The sequence below is a fragment of the Gordonia sp. NPDC003425 genome, from assembly GCF_053588635.1.
Genome location: NZ_JBSFQI010000023.1, coordinates 13725 through 31878, shown reverse-complemented (window position 1 = coordinate 31878; position 18154 = coordinate 13725). Strand labels below are relative to the sequence as shown.

Genomic DNA, 18154 nt, shown 5'->3' with positions numbered 1-18154 from the left:
GTCTGCGGGGACTCCGATCCGTGGGTACCGGCGAACCCCGTGCCTGTGGAGCTACGACCACGTCCAGTCGCGAACCTCGGGCATGTCCTCGAAGTGTTCCCGCACGTATTCGCGGTGCCGGGCGAGTTGCTGTGTGCAGTACTCGGCGAGCTCGCCGCCGCGCTCGGCGACGCGGCGCGCGCGCCGCAACGCCTCGAGCACCAGGTGGTAGCGACTCATCTTGTTGAGCACCACCATGTCGAACGGGGTGGTGGTGGTGCCCTGCTCGGAGAACCCGCGCACGTGGAAGCGGCCCGGTTCGGTACGGCCGTGCAGCAACTGGTGGACCGCGCGCGGATACCCGTGAAACGCGAACACCACGTCGGTGTCGGCGGTGAACAGGTGAGTGAACACGTCCTCGGCCAACCCGTGCGGGTGGTCGTTCTGCGGGAGCAAGACCATCAGATCGATCACATTGACAACCCGCACCCGCAGGTAGGGCACCCACTCGCGCAGCAACTGCGCGGCCCCGAGGATCTCCTGGGTCGGCACGTCGCCCGCGGCGGCGAGCACGATGTCGGGTTCGTCGCCCGGGGCATCCTCGGTGCCCGCCCAGTCCCAGATCGATGCGCCGGCCGCGGCCTGCTCGTTGGCCTCCTCCAGCGTGAGGTACTGCAGGTGGGGCTGTTTGTCGACGACGATCAGGTTCACGTGATCGCGGCTGCGGAAGCAGTGGTCGGCGATGGACAGCAGCGAGTTGGAATCCGGCGGAAGCCATACCCGCACCACCCCGGGCGAGAGCGGCAACACGAGGTCGATCAGCCCCGGTCCCTGGTGGGAGAACCCGTTGTGGTCGTTACGCCAGCACGTCGACGTGAGCAGGATGTTCAGCGATGCGACCGGTTCGCGCCACGCCAACTCGGCCGCGTGCTGCAGCCATTTGGTGTGTTGCACCACCATCGACGCCGACACCATCGCGAAGGCCTCGTAGGTGGCGAACAGTCCGTGCCGGCCGGACAGGGTGTAGCCCTCCAGCCAGCCCTGGCACAGGTGTTCGCTGAGCACCTCCATGACACGGCCCGACGCGGAAAGGCCGTCGTCGAGCGTGGTGGTGGGCAACTGCCAGGCGCGGTCGGTGACCTCGAAGACCGCGCCGAGCCGATTGCTGGTGGTCTCGTCGGGGCAGAACAGCCGGAAGATGCCGCCGCCGTCGGGGGTGGAGTTCTCGGTGTAGATGTCGCGCATGAATTCGCCGAGCACGCGGGTGGTCTCGTGTTGCACCACGCCGGGCAGATCGATGTCGAGGGCGTATTGGGCGATGGGCGGCAGGCGCAGCGGGGTGAGCAGTCGGCCACCGTTGGCGTACGGGGTGGCACCCATGCGGAGATCGCCGGTGGGCGCCAGTGCGGTGATCGACTCGACCACCGCGCCGGCCTCGTCGAAGAGTTCCTCGGGTCGGTAGGAGCGCATCCACTGCTCGAGCATCGCGAGGTGCTCCGGGTTGTCCTTGACCCCTGACAACGGCACCTGATGCGCCCAGTGTGTGCCCTCGATCCTGCGGCCGTCGACCTCTTTGGGGCCGGTCCAGCCCTTGGGGGTGCGCAGCACGATGGCCGGCCAGTGCGTGTCGGGCAGCGGACCGTCGCCGTCTGCTCCCCCGGCCCGGGCCTCGGATTGGATGTCGCCGATGCGGCGGCGCGCCTCCACGATCGCCGAGCGCAGTGCGGTGAACACCTCGCGCGGATCGTCGCCCTCGACGAACGTCGGCACCCATCCCTGCCCGCTGAGGTAGTCGGTGACCTCGGCGTCGGAGCTGCGTCCGAGGACGGTCGGCCCGGCGATCTTGGCGCCGTTGAGATGCAGGATCGGGAGTACCGCACCATCACGCGCGGGATTGAGGAAGGCGGGCAGCTTCCACGACGCCGAGAGTGGACCGGTCTCGGCTTCACCGTCGCCGACGACGCACGCCACCGTCAGCTCGGGATGGTCGTAGGCCGCGCCCGCCGCGTGGACCAGCGCGTATCCGAGTTCGCCGCCCTCGTGGATACTGCCCGGCGTCTGCACGCTGACGTGACTGGGGATGCCGCCGGGTGTGGAGAACTGCCGGCACAGGCGCCGCATGCCGTCAGCGTCACGCGAGATGTGCGGGTAGATCTCGGTGTAGGTGCCCTCGAGGTAGGTGTTGGCGACCAGAGCGGGTCCGCCGTGGCCCGGACCGGTGATGTAGAGCCACGGTGTCGCGGTCTCGGCGATGATGCGGTTGAGGACGGTGTAGATCGCCGACAGTCCCGGGCTGGTGCCCCAGTGACCGAGCAACCGCGGTTTGATGTGCTCGGGCTCGAGCGGCTCGCGGAGGAGCACGTTGTCTTGCAGGTAGATCTGGGCGACGGTGAGGTAGTTCGCCGCCGCCCACCACCGTAGGTCGGCGTCGAGGGCGGCCGGATCGTAGGTGCGGTGCTGGGTGGGGACCGTCATGTCGGTGGCCTTCCGGGTTCGGTGGCGACTGCGGACTACTCCTGGCGGCCTTCTCGAGGCGACGTTGCTCCTGCATTCCGTTCTACGCGGAGCCGGCCACCCTGGCCATCGCCTTCACCGAGTTGTTCCCTGCCGTCCTTGTTCCGTGCCGTCAATCCGGCAGCATCGGTGCGTCGTCGCCGTGGTGGCGGCCGATCAGTACCGCACGGGTCACGGCGTCGCGGCCGAACCGGTCGCGCAGGCTGTCCATCGCGGTGTCGAGTTCGATCGCGTGGCGGTCGTCGAAGGGCAACGTGAGTTGCACGGCGTCGTGGTTGTCGAGGTTGGTCAGCGAGAGGCCGACCAGGGTGCAGCCGCGTTCGCGGATGAGCGGCATCGCATCGGTGAGGAGTCCGCGCGCCGAACCCATGATGATGTCGGTGCGGTCGGTGGGTTCGACCAGCGACCGCGACCGGGTGGCGCGCGAGAAGTCGTCGAACCGCAGCCGCAGTACGACGGTGCGGCACAACCGTTCGGCGGTGCGCAGCCGCTTGCCGAGCCGTTCGACGATCGCGACGACGGTGGCCTCGATGTCGGCCTCGGATTTCGGGCGCCGCCCGAGCGCGCGCTGCGAGCCGATCGAACGTCGTCGCCGACCCGTCTCCACGCGACGCGGGTCGGTGGCCATCGACAGTGCGAACAGATGCCTCCCGGCACCCGGCCCGACGATGTGACGCAGCGACCGCTCACCGAGCTGGGCGATACCGCCCACGGTGGTGACGCCCGCGGCGTGCAGCTTGGCCTCGGTGACCGGTCCGACACCCCACAGCCTGCGCACGGGCAGCGGATGCAGAAAGGCGAGTTCGGTGCCGGGCGCCACCTCGAGCAGGCCGTCGGGTTTGCTCACCGCACTGGCCACCTTGGCCAGAAACTTTGTGCGGGCGAGGCCGACGGAGATCGGCAACCCGACCTCGACGCGGACGCGGGTGCGCAGCCGCTCGGCGATCTGCACCGGCGTGCCCGACACCCGGCGTAGGCCACCGACGTCGAGGAAGGCCTCGTCGACCGAGATGCCCTCGACGATCGGCGTGATGTCACCGAAGATGTCGAAGACGGCTCGGCTGGCGTCGGTGTACGCGTCGAAGCGTGGCGGCACCACGATCGCCTGGGGGCACAGAGCGCGCGCCTCCCGACCCGGCATGGGCGTGCGCACACCGAAGGCCTTGGCCTCGTAGCTCGCGGCGAGCACCACCCCGCCGCCGACGATCACCGGTTTGCCCCGCAACGTCGGATCGTCGCGTTGCTCGACCGACGCGTAGAAGGAGTCGAGGTCGGCGTGCAGGATGGACGCCTCCTGCCGGTCCTTCCGCTCGATGTGCATAGAACACATGTTCGCACGCGGGTGCGACAACGGCCAGGGGCCGAACCGTCGGGCTCTCGCGTACCGATTTCCTTCCCGCGGCACGAATTGGATGCGCGGGAAGGAAACGGGTGCGCGGGACCGTCCGGCGGTCAGCCGATCGGCAGACGATGCACGAGTAGCACCACGTCGTCGACGTGGTGGCCGCCACCGGCGGGGACGCCACGCGGCCGCGTCTCGTTGGTGATCACCCGCCAGCCGGGCCCGAGCAGCGGCAGGAAGTCGCCGGGCTGCACGTACTCGGCGGGGTCGATCCCGTGCGCACGCACACCTTCGAGGGCGTGGGCCACGACGAGCAGGTTGCCGCCCGGCCGCACCGCGTCGATCAGTTTGCGCGGTACGTCGACGTCGTCGGCCCGGATCGGGAAGTAGTGCGCGCTCACCAGCCCGAAATCGGTTCCCGGAATGTCGTCGACGGTGAGATCGGCCTGACACCACACGATCTCGGGACGTGTATCGGCGGCGCGGGCACGGTCGACGGCCACCTGCGAGATGTCGACGGCGGTCACCTGCCAACCGTGGTCGGCGAGCCAGCGCGCATCTGCTCCCTCGCCGCTGCCCACGTCGAGAGCGGTGGTCGCCGGGAGGTCGCTCATCTCGGTAACCAGCGCCGGATTGACATCCGACGTCCACAGCCGGTCGGCGCTGCGGTAGCGGTCGTCCCACTCGGCGGCCGAATGCGGGTGGGTGCCCTTGTGGTCGGGATCCTTGTTGTCGGTGTCCCGGTGGTCAGGCTCGTGCTGGTCTGGGTCGTCGTGGTCTGGGTCGTGGTGGTCTTGCGGCGTGCTCATGACATCGAGCGTGTCACGGGATCCCCGGGCCGTCGACAACGCGTGCGCCGCAGACCGGATCGGGCCGTCATCGGTCGACCACCCGGGCGATGCGTTCGATCGCCTCGGTGAGTATGTCCGGGGAGCAGGCCACGTTGAGCCGCGCGAACCCGTTGCCCTGCGCGCCGAACGCCGGTCCGCGGTGCAGCGCCACGCGACCGTCGGCGAGGATCGCATCGGCCGGGTCGTCGCCGAGGCCGGTCTCGCGGAAGTCGAGCCAGGCAAGATACGACGCCTCCGGACGCCGATAGCTGACCCGCGGAAGACGTTGGGCGACAAGCTGTTCAAGCAGATCGAAACTCTCGCCGATCACCTCGAGGGTGGCGTCGAGCCAGTCGTCGCCCGCGCGGTAGGCGGCTTCGGTGGCCGTGCGCCCGAGGATGCTGGTGCGAAAGGTCACCTCCTCGGGCTGGCGATCGATCAGCGCGCGCATCCGATTGGCGCCCACCACGGTGAGTGCGCACTTGGCGCCCGCCAGGTTGAAGGCCTTGCTCGCCGAGTGCGCGGCCACCCCCACCTCGCGTGCCGCGTCGGACACCGACAAGAACGGGACGAACCGCCTGCCGGGATGTGCCGGTGTGTCGGGATGTGTGAGGGGCGCGTGGATCTCGTCGCTGAGCACATACGCATCGTGTGCGGCGGCCAGCTCGGCGAGGGCGGCGAGGTCGGCGGGCGGATGGACCAGCCCCAGCGGGTTGTGCGGATGGCACAGCAGGATCGCGCGGGCACCGGCCGCAAAGGCCGCGCCGATCCCGTCGAGGTCGAGGGCGGGGCCGTCGGTTCCGGACCGCAGCGGAACCTCGACCACCCGTCCGCCCGCCTCGGGCACCAGGTCGAAGAACGGCGGATACACCGGTGGGGTGATGACCACGCCGTCGCCGGGTGCGATGAGCACCCGCAACGCCTCGACAATCACCTTTACGTTGGAGTACGTCCGGGGCGGTCGCCTCGGACGCTCGTCCGCGGTTCGGGGCGTGGCTCGACAATCACCTGTGTGCCCTCGGTGGCTCGGCGTGGAAGGCCACCCCGGACCGTGACGGGTCGTTTCGGCCGCTGATTGAGAAGTGTTCGCGAACTTGTCGCTGTGTAAAGGTGCGCCGGCGAAACAACCCCTGACGAGGTCAACAGGTTCGAGCAGAGAGGTTCATGTGGTCGAAACAATCTGGGTAGGAATCGATGTCGGCCGTCACGCACACCACGCCGCCGCTGTGGACGACGCGGGGACGGTGCTGTGGTCACGTCGGGTACCGAACGATCAGGCGGCCATCGAAGCGATTGTGGACCAGGCGTGCCGTGTCGAATCGGTGGTGTGGGCGATCGACATGACCGCGCCGGAATCGGCCCTCCTCCGAGGGGTGTTGTCCCGCCGCGGCCAACACATTCGCTATGTACCTGGTCGCGTTGTGCACAGCATGACCGGCGCTTTCGCCGGCGAAGGCAAAACCGACGCCCGCGACGCGGTGGTGATCGCCCAGACCGCGCGCCTGCGTGGTGATCTCGCGACGGTCGCGGTCCCTGATGACGTCGCGATCGAACTCGACCTGTTGACCGGGCATCGCCGCGACTTGGTCACCGAACGCACACGAGGCATCAATCGACTGCGCGGCCTGCTGACCCGCATCTTCCCCGGTCTCGAACGGTGCTTCGACTACTCGACGTTGACTGGTTTGGCGTTCGTCACCCGCTTCACCACACCGTCGGCGATTGATGGGGTCTCCGACGAGGAGATTTACGACCACCTACGCGGTCAAGGAGTCCGCCGGCCGACCATCCCGAAGATGATCAGCAAGGCGCGTGCCGCCGCGGCCGCGCAGACCGTCGCTCTGCCTGGTGAGGCGACCACGGCATTGCTGGTGCAGCAGGCGGCTACCTCGCTGATGGCGCTCACTCGCCAGATCACCTACCTGGATAAACAGATCGCCGAGGTGTTCCGCCGAGACCGCCACGCCCGGATTCTTGAATCCGTACCCGGTATCGGCACCCGAAGTGGTGCCGAACTCATCGCGTTCACTGGTGGCGACCTCACGTCGTTCGGCTCGGCTGCCAAACTGGCTGCCTACGCCGGTCTTGCTCCCGTCCCGCATGATTCAGGTAACCGGCGGGGCACATTGCGTAGACCGCAGCGCTACCACCGGGGTCTGCGGAAGGTGTTCTACATGGCCGCACTCAACAGCTCGCAACGCGACGGACCATCACGGGAGTTCTACCAGCGCAAACGACGCGAGAACCGCTCTCACGTGCATGCGCTCATCTCGCTGGCCAGACGGTTGATTGATGTTGTGTGGGCACTCATCCGTGATGGCCGAGAATGGACTCCGAGGGGCGCCGGCCCGCCCATCGCGGAGGCTGCCGCCTAGCCCCTGAGATCATTCAGACGCCGCTGCACGCACCGCCGCGGTGAGGTCGTCGATCGTGTTCGGTTGTAGCCGATTCTCGTCGAGGAAGAATGTGGGGGTGCCTTGGACCCCGAGAGCCAGACCGTCAGCGACGTCGGCGCGGATCCGTTCGAGCGTGGCCGGGCTGTTGTAGACCGTGTCGAAGGCCGCCATATCGAGATCGAGGTCGACGGCGAAGCTACGGAACAGGTCGTCAGCGGGGACTTGCTGTTCGCCCCAATGGGTTTGGGTGGTGAACATGCGCTGGTACATCTGCTCGAACCGCCCCTGCTGGGCGGCGGCTTCGACCGCGCGAGCAGCACGTTCGGCGTTGAAGTGTCCGGGCATCGGAAAGTAGCGGACGACGAACGTAACGCGGTCGCCGTAGGTTCGCCGCAGATCCTCGATGACCGGGTAGATGGCTCCGCAGGCTTCGCACTCGAAGTCCAGGAACTCGACGAATTGCGCCCGGCTCTGCGCAGGCGACGTCAGCCGATGACTGTCGGGCCGGGTCACCAGATCAGACACCGCGGCGGTATCGGACGGGGCGGGTGTGGAAGTGTCCTGATCGACGAGGACGGCGACTCCGATACCGACGATAATGGTTACGAAGAACGCCCACGCGAACTTGGTTGGTCTGGTCATACGTTCAACGTAGAGGCGATGTCGGCGGGAATGAGGATCGGTCTCATCAGGCCGGGGGTTGCCTTCGGGGTAGCGCCCGGAATGTATGAACCTGATGTCTGTTCTCAGTCTTCATGGGTGCGCGCTACAAGCGGATCAGATTCTGTATCCGGCAGCGAGGAGTCTCTGGCGTTTCCTCTGGGAGCGGACCATCGAGACTCCGGGCAGACGGTGAGCCGGGCAGTGACCAGCGCGGCCAGCCGGGCCCTGCGCCGGATCGGGGGGGGTCAGCGCTCGGGTGAATGCTGCGCTCGTTCGTCGGGACTCCTGAATGCGGTGAGGGTGATCAAGATGGCAGCGCCGCCGACGATGAATGTGTCAGCGAGGTTGAACGTTGGCCACCAACCGGTGTGGAGATAGTCAGTGACCACTCCGTCGGGGAACCGATCGATGAGATTGGCGCTTGCCCCGCCGAGGATCGCTGCTAACCCCAGCCGCCCGAGGTGCCCGGTGCCTGGCGCCATCCGCCAGGAGGTGACCGCGACGATGAAGGTGATGATTCCGGTGACTGTGGGCAGCACCCATGCCGGGGCATCGGCGGCGATCGAAAACGCCGCGCCCGGATTGAATGCCAGCCGCAGCTGCACCGGCCCCGTTCCGATGACTGCGCCGTCCGCGAGCGCGCTTGTGGCCCATGCCTTGACGGCCAGATCGGTGGCCGCGAGTCCGACAGCGACGGCCAGCAGCCCGCACCGCCGTGTGAGGCGTACGCGGCGGTGCGCCACCGGAACCGCGGTGATCACTGCCCGACCGTCACTACGGACGGAGTCCGCTGGCCAGTTCCGGTCCTCGCCCGGGCTAGCGCTTTGACCCGGCCGGCGCGGACTCCGTTGGCGATGACGACGATCTCGGCGAGTTCGTGGACGGCGACGACGGCGGCGAGGCCGAGTATCCCGAACAGCGCGAGAGGGATGAGGATCGCGATCAGGGCGAGGGACAGGCCGACGTTCTGCAGCATGATCTTCCGGGCGCGGCGGGCGTGATCGAGTGCCTGCGGGAGGGTGCGGAGGTCTTCGCCCATGAGGGCGACGTCGGCGGTTTCGATCGCTACGTCCGATCCCATTGCGCCCATGGCGATGCCGAGGTCGGCGGTGGCCAGGGCGGGAGCGTCGTTGATGCCGTCGCCGACCATCGCGGTGAACGAGTTCGTTCGGAGGTCGCCGATGATGCGGGCCTTGTCTTCGGGGCGGAGGTCGGCGTGTACGTCGTCGATGCCGGCGATCTTCGCCAGCGCGTTGGCGGTGGCGGTGTTGTCGCCGGTGAGCATCGCGACCGTGGCGCCGATGCGGTGCAGGTGCTCGATTACCGCGCCGGCTTCGGGGCGAAGCTCGTCACGGACGGCGACCGCGCCGATGACCTGACCGTCGTGTTCGATCAGGACGGCGGTGGCGCCGTCGGCCTGCATGGCCGCGACCCGCTCATCGAGCGGGCCGGGCTCGATCCAGTCGGGACGGCCCAGCCGCGCGGGCCGTCCGTCGACGAGGCCGGTCAGGCCGGCCCCGGGAACAGCCTGCACATCGCGCGCGGCGGTGGTCTCGCCGTGGGCGGCGAGGATCGCGCGGGCGAGCGGGTGTTCGCTGTGCGCTTCCAGCGCCGCGGCGACGGCGAGCACCCGCTCCTGGCCCGGAGTGCGGTCGCCCAGGCTGCTCCCGGTGCTAGGAGCAGCGGTGTCGGTGGGGGTGGTGGCGATGTCGACGACGGTGGGCCGGTTCGCGGTCAGAGTGCCGGTCTTGTCGAGGGCGACGGTGCGGACCCGGCCGAGGGCTTCGAGGGCGGCACCTCCTTTGACCAGGACGCCGATCTTGCTGGCGGCGCCGATCGCCGCGACCACGGTCACCGGCACAGAGATCGCCAGCGCACACGGCGACGCGGCGACGAGCACGACCAGGGCCCGTTCGATCCACGTGGCCGGGTCACCGAGCAGGGAGCCGAGGATCGCAATGGCGGCGGCGAAGATCATGATCGCCGGTACCAGGGGCTTGGCGATCCGGTCGGCGAGGCGTTGCGCGTCGCCCTTGCGGGACTGTTCGGCCTCGACGATCTGCACGATCTTGGCCAGCGAGTTGTTCTCCGCCGTGCTGGTGACATGCACGCTCAGGGCGCCGGTGCTGTTGATCGACCCGGCGTAGACCTGCGTGCCGGGTCCGGCTTCGACAGGCACGGATTCGCCGGTGATCGCCGAAACATCCAGTGCGGTGCGGCCTTCGGTGATGGTGCCGTCGGTGGCGATCCGCTCGCCGGGTTTGACCAACATCTGGTCCCCGACGGCCAATTCCGCCGGGGAGACGGTGACCGGGGTGCCGTCGCGGAGCACGGTCGCGGAGTCCGGGACCAGATTTAGTAGCGCCCGCAGCCCGCGGCGGGTGCGGGCGACGGCGTACTCCTCAAGGCCTTCGCTGATGGAGAACAGCACAGCGAGCATCGCGGCTTCGCCGACCTCGCCGAGGATCACCGCGCCGACCGCAGCAATCGTCATCAGGGTGCCGACGCCAATTTTGCCCTTCGCCAACCGGCTCAGGGTCGAGGGGACGAATGTCCACGCCCCGATCAGCAGCGCCACCCACTCCAGGGCGAGCGCGACCGGTTCGGGGCCGCCGGACCAGCTGGTGATGTACGCGGCGAGCAGGAACACCGCGGCCGCGGCGGCAGCCTGCAGCTCCCGCACCTGCCACCAGTGCTCCGGAGCCTGCTCGTCCTCACTGGCCGGTTCGTCGTGCCCGCATCCGCATGCGTCGCTCATCGCCGCACCCCCGCCTTCGTGTCGCCCGTTGTGCAGCAGGAGGTGGTGGCGTCGGTGCCGTAGTTCGGGCACAACACAACCGCGTTTCCGGTCGCTGCCAGGAGGGTTTCGGCGGCGGCGAGCACGTCCATCAGCTCCGGTCGGGCCAGGCTGTAGAACACCTGCCGCCCCTGCGGGCGGCCTTCGACGAGCCCACAGTCCCGTAAGCACGCCACGTGCGCGGAGACCGTCGATTGCGCCAACCCCAGCTCCGCCATCAGATCCGCCACCCGGGCCTCGCCACCGTGCGCGAGGCGGGTTGCGATTGCCAGACGGGTCCCATCGGAGAGGCTGTGGAACAACGCCACCGCGGGATCGAGGTCCGCCCCAGTCGCCACCGAGCACTCATTCATCGTCATATGACGATGATAGCGGCATTGTGTGCTGTAATCGAATCATCACGAAGAAGTGGCAGCAGGCGCGGCCGGGCGAGATGGTGGGAGCTGTTGGTATGCCGTCGATGTCGACGATCGAGTCTCTGTTCTGCCGCAGCGCACCGTGGCAGGCGGCCACCGGCAGGTGGGTACTCCCGTGGGCGCTGCAAGGCATCCATCCCCGAGGCCGGGTCCTTGAAATCGGTGGCGGCGCCGGCGCGATGACCGAACAGATCCTCACCACCAACCCCGACGAACTCGTGGATGTGACCGTCACCGACTTCGACCCGGTCATGGTCGCCGCCGCCAGCGATCGGCTGCAGGGTTTCGGGGCCCGCGCTCACGCCCAGGTCGCCGACGCCACAGCCCTGCCGTTCGAGGACGGAAGCTTCGACACCGTCGTCTCGTTCATCATGTTGCACCACGTCATCGACTGGGAACGCGCACTCGCCGAGGCCGCCCGAGTGCTCGCGCCCGGCGGAATGCTGGTCGGCTACGACCTGCTCGGCAGCGCACCGGCGCGGCTGCTGCACAACCTCGAAGGGGCACCGCACCGGTTCATCCCCCGTGGCGAACTCCGCCTGCGCCTGACGTCTTTGCCTCTGACCGACATCACGGTCCGCGAGAACCCTGCGCTCGCCCGGTTCCGTGCCCGCCGTGCCGGTGACCGATGACCACGCCACCACTGCACGGGCATCACCATGGCCCTCCCTCGGACGAGCTCGCCGAGCTCGAGCAGCGTGACGTCGCGGTGGCGTTCGTCGACCTCGCCGGATACAGCGTGTTCACCGAGTTCTGCGGCGACCAGGAAGCCGCAGAACTGGCCATACGGTTGGCCTCTCAGACCTGGCAGGCAGGCTCTACGACCGGGCACGCGGCTGGTCAAGGCCATCGGCGATGCGGTGATGCTCACCGCCGACGCCCCCCAAGTGATCCTCGCCACGATCACCGCCCCCGCGGCCGCGGCCGCCGGTCAAGACGGATTCATCGCCCTACGCGCCGGGATCGATCCACTACGGCAGCGCAGTCGTCCGCGACGGAGACCTGTTCGGGCACGCGGTCAGCGTCGCCGCCCGCATCACCGCCCTCGCTGGCGCCGGCCACGCCGTGATCACCGATCCGATCTGCCCGCCACCAGCCGAGCTGGATTGCTCGCCATGCTCGCTGACCTGCTGAAAGACACCGGAGTTGGCGTGCCAAAAGGACACCCGGATAAGGCTCGCTCAGTTCGTGCCGTCGCCGTTCAACAGCAACCCGTCGTAGCGCTGAGAACGTTGCGTAGTGCTTCCAACGAGTCCGGTTGCGCTCGGTAGTAGACGTTCATGCCGCGGCGCTCGGGGGTGACCATGCCGGCTTTGCGGAGCTGCCCCAGGTGGTGACTGGTGGTGGCTTCGGTGAGGCCGACCGCGGTCGCGAGGTCGCAGGTGCAGGTCCCGTCACCGGTGTCGGTAAGCAGGATTGAGACGAGCTTGATCCGAACGGGATCGGCAAGCGCCTTGAGCCGCAACGCGATCTGCAGCGCGGTGTCGTCATCGAGCGGTGCCGCCGATACCGGTGCGCAGCAGATCGGGGCGCTGATGTCGACCATCGGCAAGGGCTTCGGCATGACCAGATCGTACGCCTCTACTTGACATATGTCGAAAAGGTGGCACCCTGCATGTGTCAGTAGTTCGATATATGTCTCACAGGTGAAGGTGATGGTCATGTCCCGTATGCAGCTCGCGCTCAACGTCGATGATCTCGATACCGCGATCGAGTTCTACTCCAAGCTGTTCAACACCACCCCGGCCAAACGCAAGCCGGGATACGCCAACTTCGCGATCGTCGAGCCGCCCCTGAAACTGGTGCTGCTAGAGAACCCCGGCCAGGGCGGCACGATCAACCACCTCGGCGTCGAGGTCGAATCGAGCGAGAAGGTGCACGCCGAGATCGCCAGGCTGTCCGGGGAGGGCCTGTTCACCCAGGAGGAGATCAACTCCACCTGCTGTTTCGCAACCCAGGACAAGGTCTGGGTGACCGGACCGGCGAACGAGAAGTGGGAGGTCTACACCGTGCTCGCCGACTCCGACACGTTCGGGACCAGCCCGAAACTGTTGGAGCAGAACGCCAACGATGACGTCGAGCAGGGTTCGGTGTGCTGCGGTGGCAGCGCCGCCGAACCGGCTGAGGTGCGCACTGCTTGCTGCTGAGGGGTCGTGGCTTGCGCTCTCGCCTACCGCGCGATGCGGTCGGCGAGGGCGCGGATCCGGTTGGTGATGTCGTCGCGGATTAGTCGCATCCGTTCGATGCCGTCGATGCCCCGTTCGGAGGGTTCGTCGGTGTTCCACACTTCGAGGGCGACGCCGTCGGGTGGGGTGACGTCGGCGGTGCCGACCACCACGACGAGATCTGCAGTTTGCATCAGTTCGTCGGTGAGTTGCCGCGGCTGATGCCCGTCCACGGTGGCGCCGACTTCGGCGAGCGCCTGGGCGGACAGCTCGTTGACCTGGCCGCCGATTTTCGCGCTGGTGCCGGCCGAGGACGGGGTGATCCGGTCGGTGACTGTCGGTGTGAGGTGTTCGGCCATCACCGATTTGCCGCGGTTGGACACGCACACGAACAGCACCTGCGGTGGTGTGCTCACTGGCCGACCTGCTGGTTAGCGGGGAGCAGTTCGTCGAGGAGGTCCGCGACCAGTGCGCGGATCTGATCGCGGATCGGGCGGACCGCGTCGATGCCTTGGCCGGCGGGGTCGTCGAGGGCCCAGTCGCGGTAGCTGACGCCGGGGAATACTGGGCATGCATCGCCACAGCCCATGGTGATCACCACATCGGAGGATTCGACGGTGTCGGGGGTGAGGACCTTGGGTGACTGTGCCGAGATGTCGATACCGACTTCAGCCATCGCCTCGACCGCGGCTGGATTGATCGAGTCGGCGGGCGCAGATCCGGCGGAGCGGACCTCGACACTGCCCTGGCTGAGCGCGGTGAGGAACCCCGCAGCCATCTGTGAGCGGCCGGCATTGTGGACGCACACGAACAGCACGCTAGGTCGAGAGGAAGACATGAGACACAGTCCCTTTCAGCTGTGGAGGAATGCTCGGAAAGTCACACATGGTTGGCCGTGAGCTCGGCAAGGAGCTCACGAACCCGGGCGTCAAGGTCATCGCGGATCGCGCGAACCTCGCCAAGTGGACGGCCTTCAGGATCGGAGACCGTCCAATCGAGATACCGCTTGCCGGGATAGATCGGGCACGCGTCGCCGCAGCCCATCGACACCACCACGTCAGCGGCGGCGACCACATCGTCGGTGAGTGGTTTGGGGTACTCGGTACCCAGGTCGACGCCAATTTCTGACATCGCTTCGACGACGGTCGGGTTGATCGAATGAGCCGGCACCGATCCGGCCGAGCGCACATGTACCCGACCTGTGGCGTGGTGGGTCATCAATCCGGCAGCCATCTGCGAGCGGCCGGCGTTCTGCACGCAGATGAACAGGACTTCGGGCACATCCTTGGGTACCGCCCCCTCAGCCTGCGCTAGGGCGCGTAACCGATCAGCAGCGAACCGGCCCGCCAAGGTCGTCAGATGCGCATGCACCCGGGAGGTACGCCGTAACACGGTGTAGGACTCGAAAACACAGCGTTCCACCGTCTGTCGAGACACCACCCCCTCGTACTTGGCGGCCAAGTCATCTGCGGTACGGGCGAGCACGGTATGAGGCATCAACAGTTCGGGCTGCTCGCGGTGTTCACCGCGACTTAGCTGTTCGTCCAACACATTCTCAGACATCGCGAACAGGCTCCTTCGACACATCTAGGCTAGAAGCAGTGGGAGTTGTGAAGCGTTTCCGCAACGCCAGGGACACATAGACGAGGGCGACGAGAACCGGGACCTCGATCAGTGGCCCGATGACCCCGGCGAGAGCCTGGCCGGAGGTCGCACCATAGGTCGCGATCGCGACGGCGATGGCGAGTTCGAAGTTGTTGCCGGCGGCGGTGAACGCCAGCGTGGTGGTCCGTGCGTAACCCAGCCCCATCGCGGCGCCGAGGACGAATCCGCCACCCCACATCACCGCGAAGTAGATCAGCAGCGGCAGCGCGATCCGCACGACGTCCCACGGGTGAGAGGTGATCTGCTCCCCCTGCAAGGCGAACAGGATGACGATGGTGAACAGCAGACCGTAGAGGGCCCACGGCCCCAATCGCGGGAGGAACGAGGATTCGTACCATTCTCGGCCTCTGGCCCGTTCGCCGATGCGGCGGGTGAGATAGCCGGCGATCAACGGGATTCCGAGGAAGATCAGCACCGACTTCGCGATCTGCCACGGCGAGGTGTCGATGGTCGTCTGTTCCAGGCCGAGCCATCCGGGTAGCACCGAGAGGTAGAACCAGCCCAGCACGGCGAACATGATCACCTGGAACACCGAGTTCAGTGCGACGAGGACGGCAGCCGCCTCGCGGTCGCCGCACGCCAGGTCGTTCCAGATGATGACCATCGCGATACAGCGCGCCAGACCGACGATGATCAGTCCGGTCCGGTACTCCGGTAGGTCCGGGAGCAGAAGCCAGGCCAGCGCGAACATCAACGCGGGTCCGACGATCCAGTTCAGCAGCAGCGATCCCAGCAGCAGGCGACGATCGCCAGTGACCGAGTCGAGTCGGTCGTAGCGCACCTTCGCCAGCACCGGATACATCATGATCAGCAGTCCGAGAGCGATCGGCAGCGAGATGCCGTCGATCTCCACGGCCGCCAGGGCGTCACCCAGGCCGGGAACGGTGCGGCCCAGCATCAGGCCCGCGACCATTGCTGCGCCGATCCACACCGGCAGGAACCGGTCGAGCATCGACAACTTCGCCGCGACCGCGGTGTCGGTGGTGGTCACTGGTCGGCCTCGCACGAACGAGTTTCCCCCACAACCATGGCGAGATCGCCCAGCAGGACCGACAGTTGTTGCAGTGCTTCGGTGTTCACACGGTAGTACACCCAGGTCGCGCGGCGTTCGCTCGTCACCAGACCCGCCTGACGCAGCACCTTGAGATGATGCGAGATCGTCGGCTGCGACAGCTCGAACGGCCCGGAGATGTCGCACACGCACGCCTCACCTCCCGGATGCGCGGCGACCTCCGACAGCAACCGCAGCCGAACCGGATCCGCGAGCGCCTTCAGCAGCGGGGTAACCGCTCCGGTCTCGTCACCACTCAGGCCGCGGCCTGGCAAGAGAAGCAAGTTCTTATTCGACACCCGTCAATATTGACATACATCGATTCAACGGGACAAGGCCCTCCGATACCCGGGAGCGCACTTGCGTTCCCGCATTGAGATCCACGCTCACATCGGTGGTCAGATGCACGTCGTCGGGCGCCACCTCCCATCCCCACCGGCGCCGTGCGAAGCCGGCGAACGCGTCGCCGACACCTCCGGTATCGCCCGCATAGCCCAGGTCGGAGCGGGCGATCTGGTCGATCATCGTCTCCGCCACCACCGGCGCGAGCTGATAGTCCATCTCGGCGACGAAGAGCGGGAGCACGTCGTCGGGGTAGCTGCGCCATTTAGCGCTGGTGCGGGTGCGGAGTTCGTCGAGGTTCGGTGCGCTGGGTCGGTCGGCCACGCTTCCTGTTTACCCCCGGGTCATCGACGGATGGTGCGCGTGGGGGCAGACTGAAGTCCATGGCCTTTCCCATTCGCATCGGAGTTCAGCTCCAGCCCCAGCACGCCCCCGATTACTCCCTGATCCGCGACGCCGTGCTGCGCGCGGAGGACGCGGGCGTCGACATCGTCTTCAACTGGGATCACTTCTATCCGCTCTACGGCGATCCCGACGGCGCACACTTCGAATGCTGGACGATGCTGGGCGCCTGGGCCGAACAGACCGAACGCGTCGAGATCGGTGCGCTGGTGACCTGCAACTCGTACCGCAATCCGGAGTTGCTCGCCGACATGGCCCGCACCGTCGACCACATCAGCGGCGGGCGGCTGATCCTCGGCATCGGCGCCGGATGGTTCCAGAAGGACTACCACGAGTACGGCTACGACTTCGGTACCGCGGGCAGCAGGCTCGCCGACCTCGGGCAAGCGTTGCCGCGCATCGACTCCCGGCTGGCGAAGCTCAATCCGCCACCCACCCGGAAGCTGCCGGTGCTGATCGGCGGCAGCGGTGAGAAGAAGACCCTGCGACTCGTGGCCCAGTACGGCGACATCTGGCACGGCTTCAACGACGTGGAGACCTACCGGCACAAGGCGAAGGTGCTCGGCGAGCACTGCGCGGCAGTGGGGCGCGACCCCGACACCATCGAACGCTCGGCGGGACTGCAGTTCACCGGCGATGTGGACGAACTCCTGCGCACCGCCGACGCGGTGAGCGCCGAGGGTGTCTCGCTCATCACCGTCGGCACCGGGGGACCCGACTACGACCTCACCGCGGTCCAAGCCCTCTGCCGTTGGCGGGGATAGCGCCATGTCGGTACTGGTCGTCGTCGCGATCATCGCGGCAGTTATCTCGGCGCTGTGCTGGGTCGCGTCGCTGATCACCGGCGACACGTCGTGGGTGGATCGCATCTGGTCGGTCGCGCCGGTCATCTATCTCTGGGTGTTCGCGGTGGACAGCGACTTCGATACGCGCGTCACGCTGATGGCGGTGCTGGTGTCGGCGTGGGGTGCGCGCCTGACATTCAACTTCGCCCGCCGCGGCGGCTACACCGGCACCGAGGACTATCGCTGGGCGATCCTCCGTTCCCGGATGTCGGGGTGGCAGTTCGGGCTGTTCAATCTGTTCTTCATCGTCATCTACCAGAACCTGCTGCTGGTGCTGATCACGCTGCCCGCCTACACCGCGGCACAGCATCCGGGTGGCTTTGGCGTGCTCGACGTGCTGCTGGCGATCGCCTTCTGCGTGTTCCTGGCCGGGGAGACGCTCGCCGATCAGGAGCAGTGGGATTTCCACAAGCGCAAGGCGGTCGGCGCGGCGGGACAGAACAGATTCTGCACCGACGGGCTGTTCCGGTTCTCGCGTCATCCCAACTACTTCTTCGAGCAGGCGCAGTGGTGGGTGATCTTCCTGTTCGGTGCGGTCGCGGCCGGGTCGCTGCTGCAACCGACCGTTCTCGGGGCGCTGCTGTTGACGTTGCTGTTCGTCGGCTCGACGAAATTCACCGAGTCGATCACGCTGTCGAAGTATCCGGAGTACGCCGACTACCAGCAGGTGACGTCGGCGCAGATACCGCTGCCGCCACGACGGCAGGCGTCGGTGGCCTGAGCCACTCCGTCGGACGATACGGCTAG

General features: G+C 67.2%; 18 protein-coding genes and 2 pseudogenes. 5 read left to right on the top strand and 15 right to left on the bottom strand.

Annotated elements, in window-relative coordinates; translation table 11 throughout:
- Window positions 1–51 precede the first annotated feature (51 nt).
- From ACWDTD_RS19615 to ACWDTD_RS19600, 4 genes and pseudogenes are all read right to left on the bottom strand, one after another.
- Complete coding sequence (locus ACWDTD_RS19615; protein WP_449748803.1) at window positions 52–2454, bottom strand: phosphoketolase family protein; 2403 nt, start codon at window positions 2452–2454, stop codon at window positions 52–54.
- A gap of 151 nt (window positions 2455–2605) precedes the next feature.
- On the bottom strand, window positions 2606–3814 hold the full coding sequence (dinB, locus tag ACWDTD_RS19610) for a DNA polymerase IV (protein WP_449748802.1): 1209 nt from the start codon (window positions 3812–3814) through the stop codon (window positions 2606–2608).
- A gap of 131 nt (window positions 3815–3945) precedes the next feature.
- Window positions 3946–4644, bottom strand: a complete 699-nt coding sequence (locus tag ACWDTD_RS19605; RefSeq protein WP_449748801.1) for a class I SAM-dependent methyltransferase — start codon at window positions 4642–4644, stop codon at window positions 3946–3948.
- A gap of 67 nt (window positions 4645–4711) precedes the next feature.
- A pseudogene (locus ACWDTD_RS19600) lies at window positions 4712–5599 on the bottom strand (aminotransferase class I/II-fold pyridoxal phosphate-dependent enzyme); the annotation flags it as partial.
- Between the two features lie 232 nt (window positions 5600–5831).
- Here ACWDTD_RS19600 and ACWDTD_RS19595 point away from each other — a divergent pair.
- Entirely contained in the window at window positions 5832–7040 is a 1209-nt protein-coding gene (locus ACWDTD_RS19595; protein WP_005193666.1) for an IS110 family RNA-guided transposase, read from the top strand.
- 9 nt (window positions 7041–7049) lie between these two features.
- Here the strand turns inward: ACWDTD_RS19595 and ACWDTD_RS19590 are convergent, their stop codons facing one another.
- The 4 genes from ACWDTD_RS19590 to ACWDTD_RS19575 all read right to left on the bottom strand — a co-directional run bounded on the left by ACWDTD_RS19590 (window position 7050) and on the right by ACWDTD_RS19575 (window position 10880).
- Window positions 7050–7703 (bottom strand): DsbA family protein, encoded by a 654-nt coding sequence (locus ACWDTD_RS19590; protein WP_005193670.1) that lies wholly within the window; start codon window positions 7701–7703, stop codon window positions 7050–7052.
- Window positions 7704–7969: 266 nt separating this feature from the next.
- Window positions 7970–8485, bottom strand: a complete 516-nt coding sequence (locus ACWDTD_RS19585) for a signal peptidase II (protein WP_005193672.1) — start codon at window positions 8483–8485, stop codon at window positions 7970–7972.
- Window positions 8482–10482 carry a heavy metal translocating P-type ATPase gene (locus ACWDTD_RS19580; protein WP_005193676.1) on the bottom strand — a complete coding sequence of 667 codons (2001 nt, stop codon included), beginning with the start codon at window positions 10480–10482 and terminating at the stop codon, window positions 8482–8484. The genes ACWDTD_RS19585 and ACWDTD_RS19580 overlap by 4 nt, the downstream gene beginning before the upstream one ends.
- Window positions 10479–10880 (bottom strand): ArsR/SmtB family transcription factor, encoded by a 402-nt coding sequence (locus tag ACWDTD_RS19575; RefSeq protein ID WP_010844639.1) that lies wholly within the window; start codon window positions 10878–10880, stop codon window positions 10479–10481. Before ACWDTD_RS19575 ends, ACWDTD_RS19580 begins: the two co-directional genes overlap by 4 nt.
- A 92-nt stretch (window positions 10881–10972) precedes the next feature.
- On the opposite strand from ACWDTD_RS19575, the gene ACWDTD_RS19570 reads away from it, so the two are divergent.
- Window positions 10973–11569, top strand: a complete 597-nt coding sequence (locus ACWDTD_RS19570; RefSeq protein ID WP_005193680.1) for a class I SAM-dependent methyltransferase — start codon at window positions 10973–10975, stop codon at window positions 11567–11569.
- Window positions 11570–12138: 569 nt separating this feature from the next.
- Here ACWDTD_RS19570 and ACWDTD_RS19565 read toward each other — a convergent pair.
- On the bottom strand, window positions 12139–12501 hold the full coding sequence (locus ACWDTD_RS19565) for an Rv2640c family ArsR-like transcriptional regulator (protein ID WP_005193682.1): 363 nt from the start codon (window positions 12499–12501) through the stop codon (window positions 12139–12141).
- A 97-nt stretch (window positions 12502–12598) separates the two neighbouring features.
- Between ACWDTD_RS19565 and ACWDTD_RS19560 the strand changes: the two genes are divergently transcribed.
- Window positions 12599–13084 (top strand): ArsI/CadI family heavy metal resistance metalloenzyme, encoded by a 486-nt coding sequence (locus ACWDTD_RS19560; RefSeq protein ID WP_010844638.1) that lies wholly within the window; start codon window positions 12599–12601, stop codon window positions 13082–13084.
- Window positions 13085–13107: 23 nt separating this feature from the next.
- On the opposite strand, the gene ACWDTD_RS19555 is transcribed toward ACWDTD_RS19560, so the two are convergent.
- From ACWDTD_RS19555 to ACWDTD_RS19530, 6 genes and pseudogenes are all read right to left on the bottom strand, one after another.
- Window positions 13108–13518 (bottom strand): arsenate-mycothiol transferase ArsC, encoded by a 411-nt coding sequence (locus ACWDTD_RS19555; RefSeq protein WP_006902069.1) that lies wholly within the window; start codon window positions 13516–13518, stop codon window positions 13108–13110.
- Complete coding sequence (locus tag ACWDTD_RS19550; protein WP_006902068.1) at window positions 13515–13940, bottom strand: arsenate reductase ArsC; 426 nt, start codon at window positions 13938–13940, stop codon at window positions 13515–13517. The genes ACWDTD_RS19555 and ACWDTD_RS19550 overlap by 4 nt, the downstream gene beginning before the upstream one ends.
- 41 nt (window positions 13941–13981) lie before the next feature.
- Window positions 13982–14665 (bottom strand): arsenate reductase/protein-tyrosine-phosphatase family protein, encoded by a 684-nt coding sequence (locus tag ACWDTD_RS19545; RefSeq protein WP_449748800.1) that lies wholly within the window; start codon window positions 14663–14665, stop codon window positions 13982–13984.
- A complete protein-coding gene (gene arsB, locus ACWDTD_RS19540) occupies window positions 14658–15758 on the bottom strand; it encodes an ACR3 family arsenite efflux transporter (RefSeq protein ID WP_449748799.1) in 1101 nt (366 codons plus the stop codon). Before arsB ends, ACWDTD_RS19545 begins: the two co-directional genes overlap by 8 nt.
- Window positions 15755–16117, bottom strand: coding sequence for an ArsR/SmtB family transcription factor (locus ACWDTD_RS19535; protein WP_020173050.1), 363 nt, complete (start codon window positions 16115–16117; stop codon window positions 15755–15757). The genes arsB and ACWDTD_RS19535 overlap by 4 nt, the downstream gene beginning before the upstream one ends.
- A 31-nt stretch (window positions 16118–16148) precedes the next feature.
- Window positions 16149–16484, bottom strand: a pseudogene (locus ACWDTD_RS19530) (aspartate aminotransferase); the annotation flags it as partial.
- Between the two features lie 59 nt (window positions 16485–16543).
- Here ACWDTD_RS19530 and ACWDTD_RS19525 point away from each other — a divergent pair.
- Both ACWDTD_RS19525 and ACWDTD_RS19520 read left to right on the top strand, forming a co-directional pair.
- Window positions 16544–17326, top strand: a complete 783-nt coding sequence (locus ACWDTD_RS19525) for an LLM class F420-dependent oxidoreductase (protein WP_449748798.1) — start codon at window positions 16544–16546, stop codon at window positions 17324–17326.
- A gap of 4 nt (window positions 17327–17330) precedes the next feature.
- The gene (locus tag ACWDTD_RS19520) at window positions 17331–18128 is read left to right on the top strand and encodes a DUF1295 domain-containing protein (protein ID WP_449748797.1); all 798 of its coding nucleotides are present in this window, start codon (window positions 17331–17333) and stop codon (window positions 18126–18128) included.
- Window positions 18129–18154 lie beyond the last annotated feature (26 nt).

Bases quoted from the DNA above. Each gene is read 5' to 3' on its own strand.
- ACWDTD_RS19605 (WP_449748801.1), bottom strand. From the start codon at position 4,644: ATGAGCACGCCGCAAGACCACCACGACCCAGACCACGACGACCCAGAC.
- ACWDTD_RS19615 (WP_449748803.1), bottom strand. From the start codon at position 2,454: ATGACGGTCCCCACCCAGCACCGCACCTACGATCCGGCCGCCCTCGAC.
- ACWDTD_RS19520 (WP_449748797.1), top strand. From the start codon at position 17,331: ATGTCGGTACTGGTCGTCGTCGCGATCATCGCGGCAGTTATCTCGGCG.
- ACWDTD_RS19525 (WP_449748798.1), top strand. From the start codon at position 16,544: ATGGCCTTTCCCATTCGCATCGGAGTTCAGCTCCAGCCCCAGCACGCC.
- ACWDTD_RS19565 (WP_005193682.1), bottom strand. From the start codon at position 12,501: ATGCCGAAGCCCTTGCCGATGGTCGACATCAGCGCCCCGATCTGCTGC.
- ACWDTD_RS19580 (WP_005193676.1), bottom strand. From the start codon at position 10,482: ATGAGCGACGCATGCGGATGCGGGCACGACGAACCGGCCAGTGAGGAC.
- ACWDTD_RS19545 (WP_449748800.1), bottom strand. From the start codon at position 14,665: ATGTCTGAGAATGTGTTGGACGAACAGCTAAGTCGCGGTGAACACCGC.
- ACWDTD_RS19560 (WP_010844638.1), top strand. From the start codon at position 12,599: ATGTCCCGTATGCAGCTCGCGCTCAACGTCGATGATCTCGATACCGCG.
- ACWDTD_RS19550 (WP_006902068.1), bottom strand. From the start codon at position 13,940: ATGTCTTCCTCTCGACCTAGCGTGCTGTTCGTGTGCGTCCACAATGCC.
- ACWDTD_RS19590 (WP_005193670.1), bottom strand. From the start codon at position 7,703: ATGACCAGACCAACCAAGTTCGCGTGGGCGTTCTTCGTAACCATTATC.
- dinB (WP_449748802.1), bottom strand. From the start codon at position 3,814: ATGCACATCGAGCGGAAGGACCGGCAGGAGGCGTCCATCCTGCACGCC.
- ACWDTD_RS19570 (WP_005193680.1), top strand. From the start codon at position 10,973: ATGCCGTCGATGTCGACGATCGAGTCTCTGTTCTGCCGCAGCGCACCG.
- ACWDTD_RS19575 (WP_010844639.1), bottom strand. From the start codon at position 10,880: ATGACGATGAATGAGTGCTCGGTGGCGACTGGGGCGGACCTCGATCCC.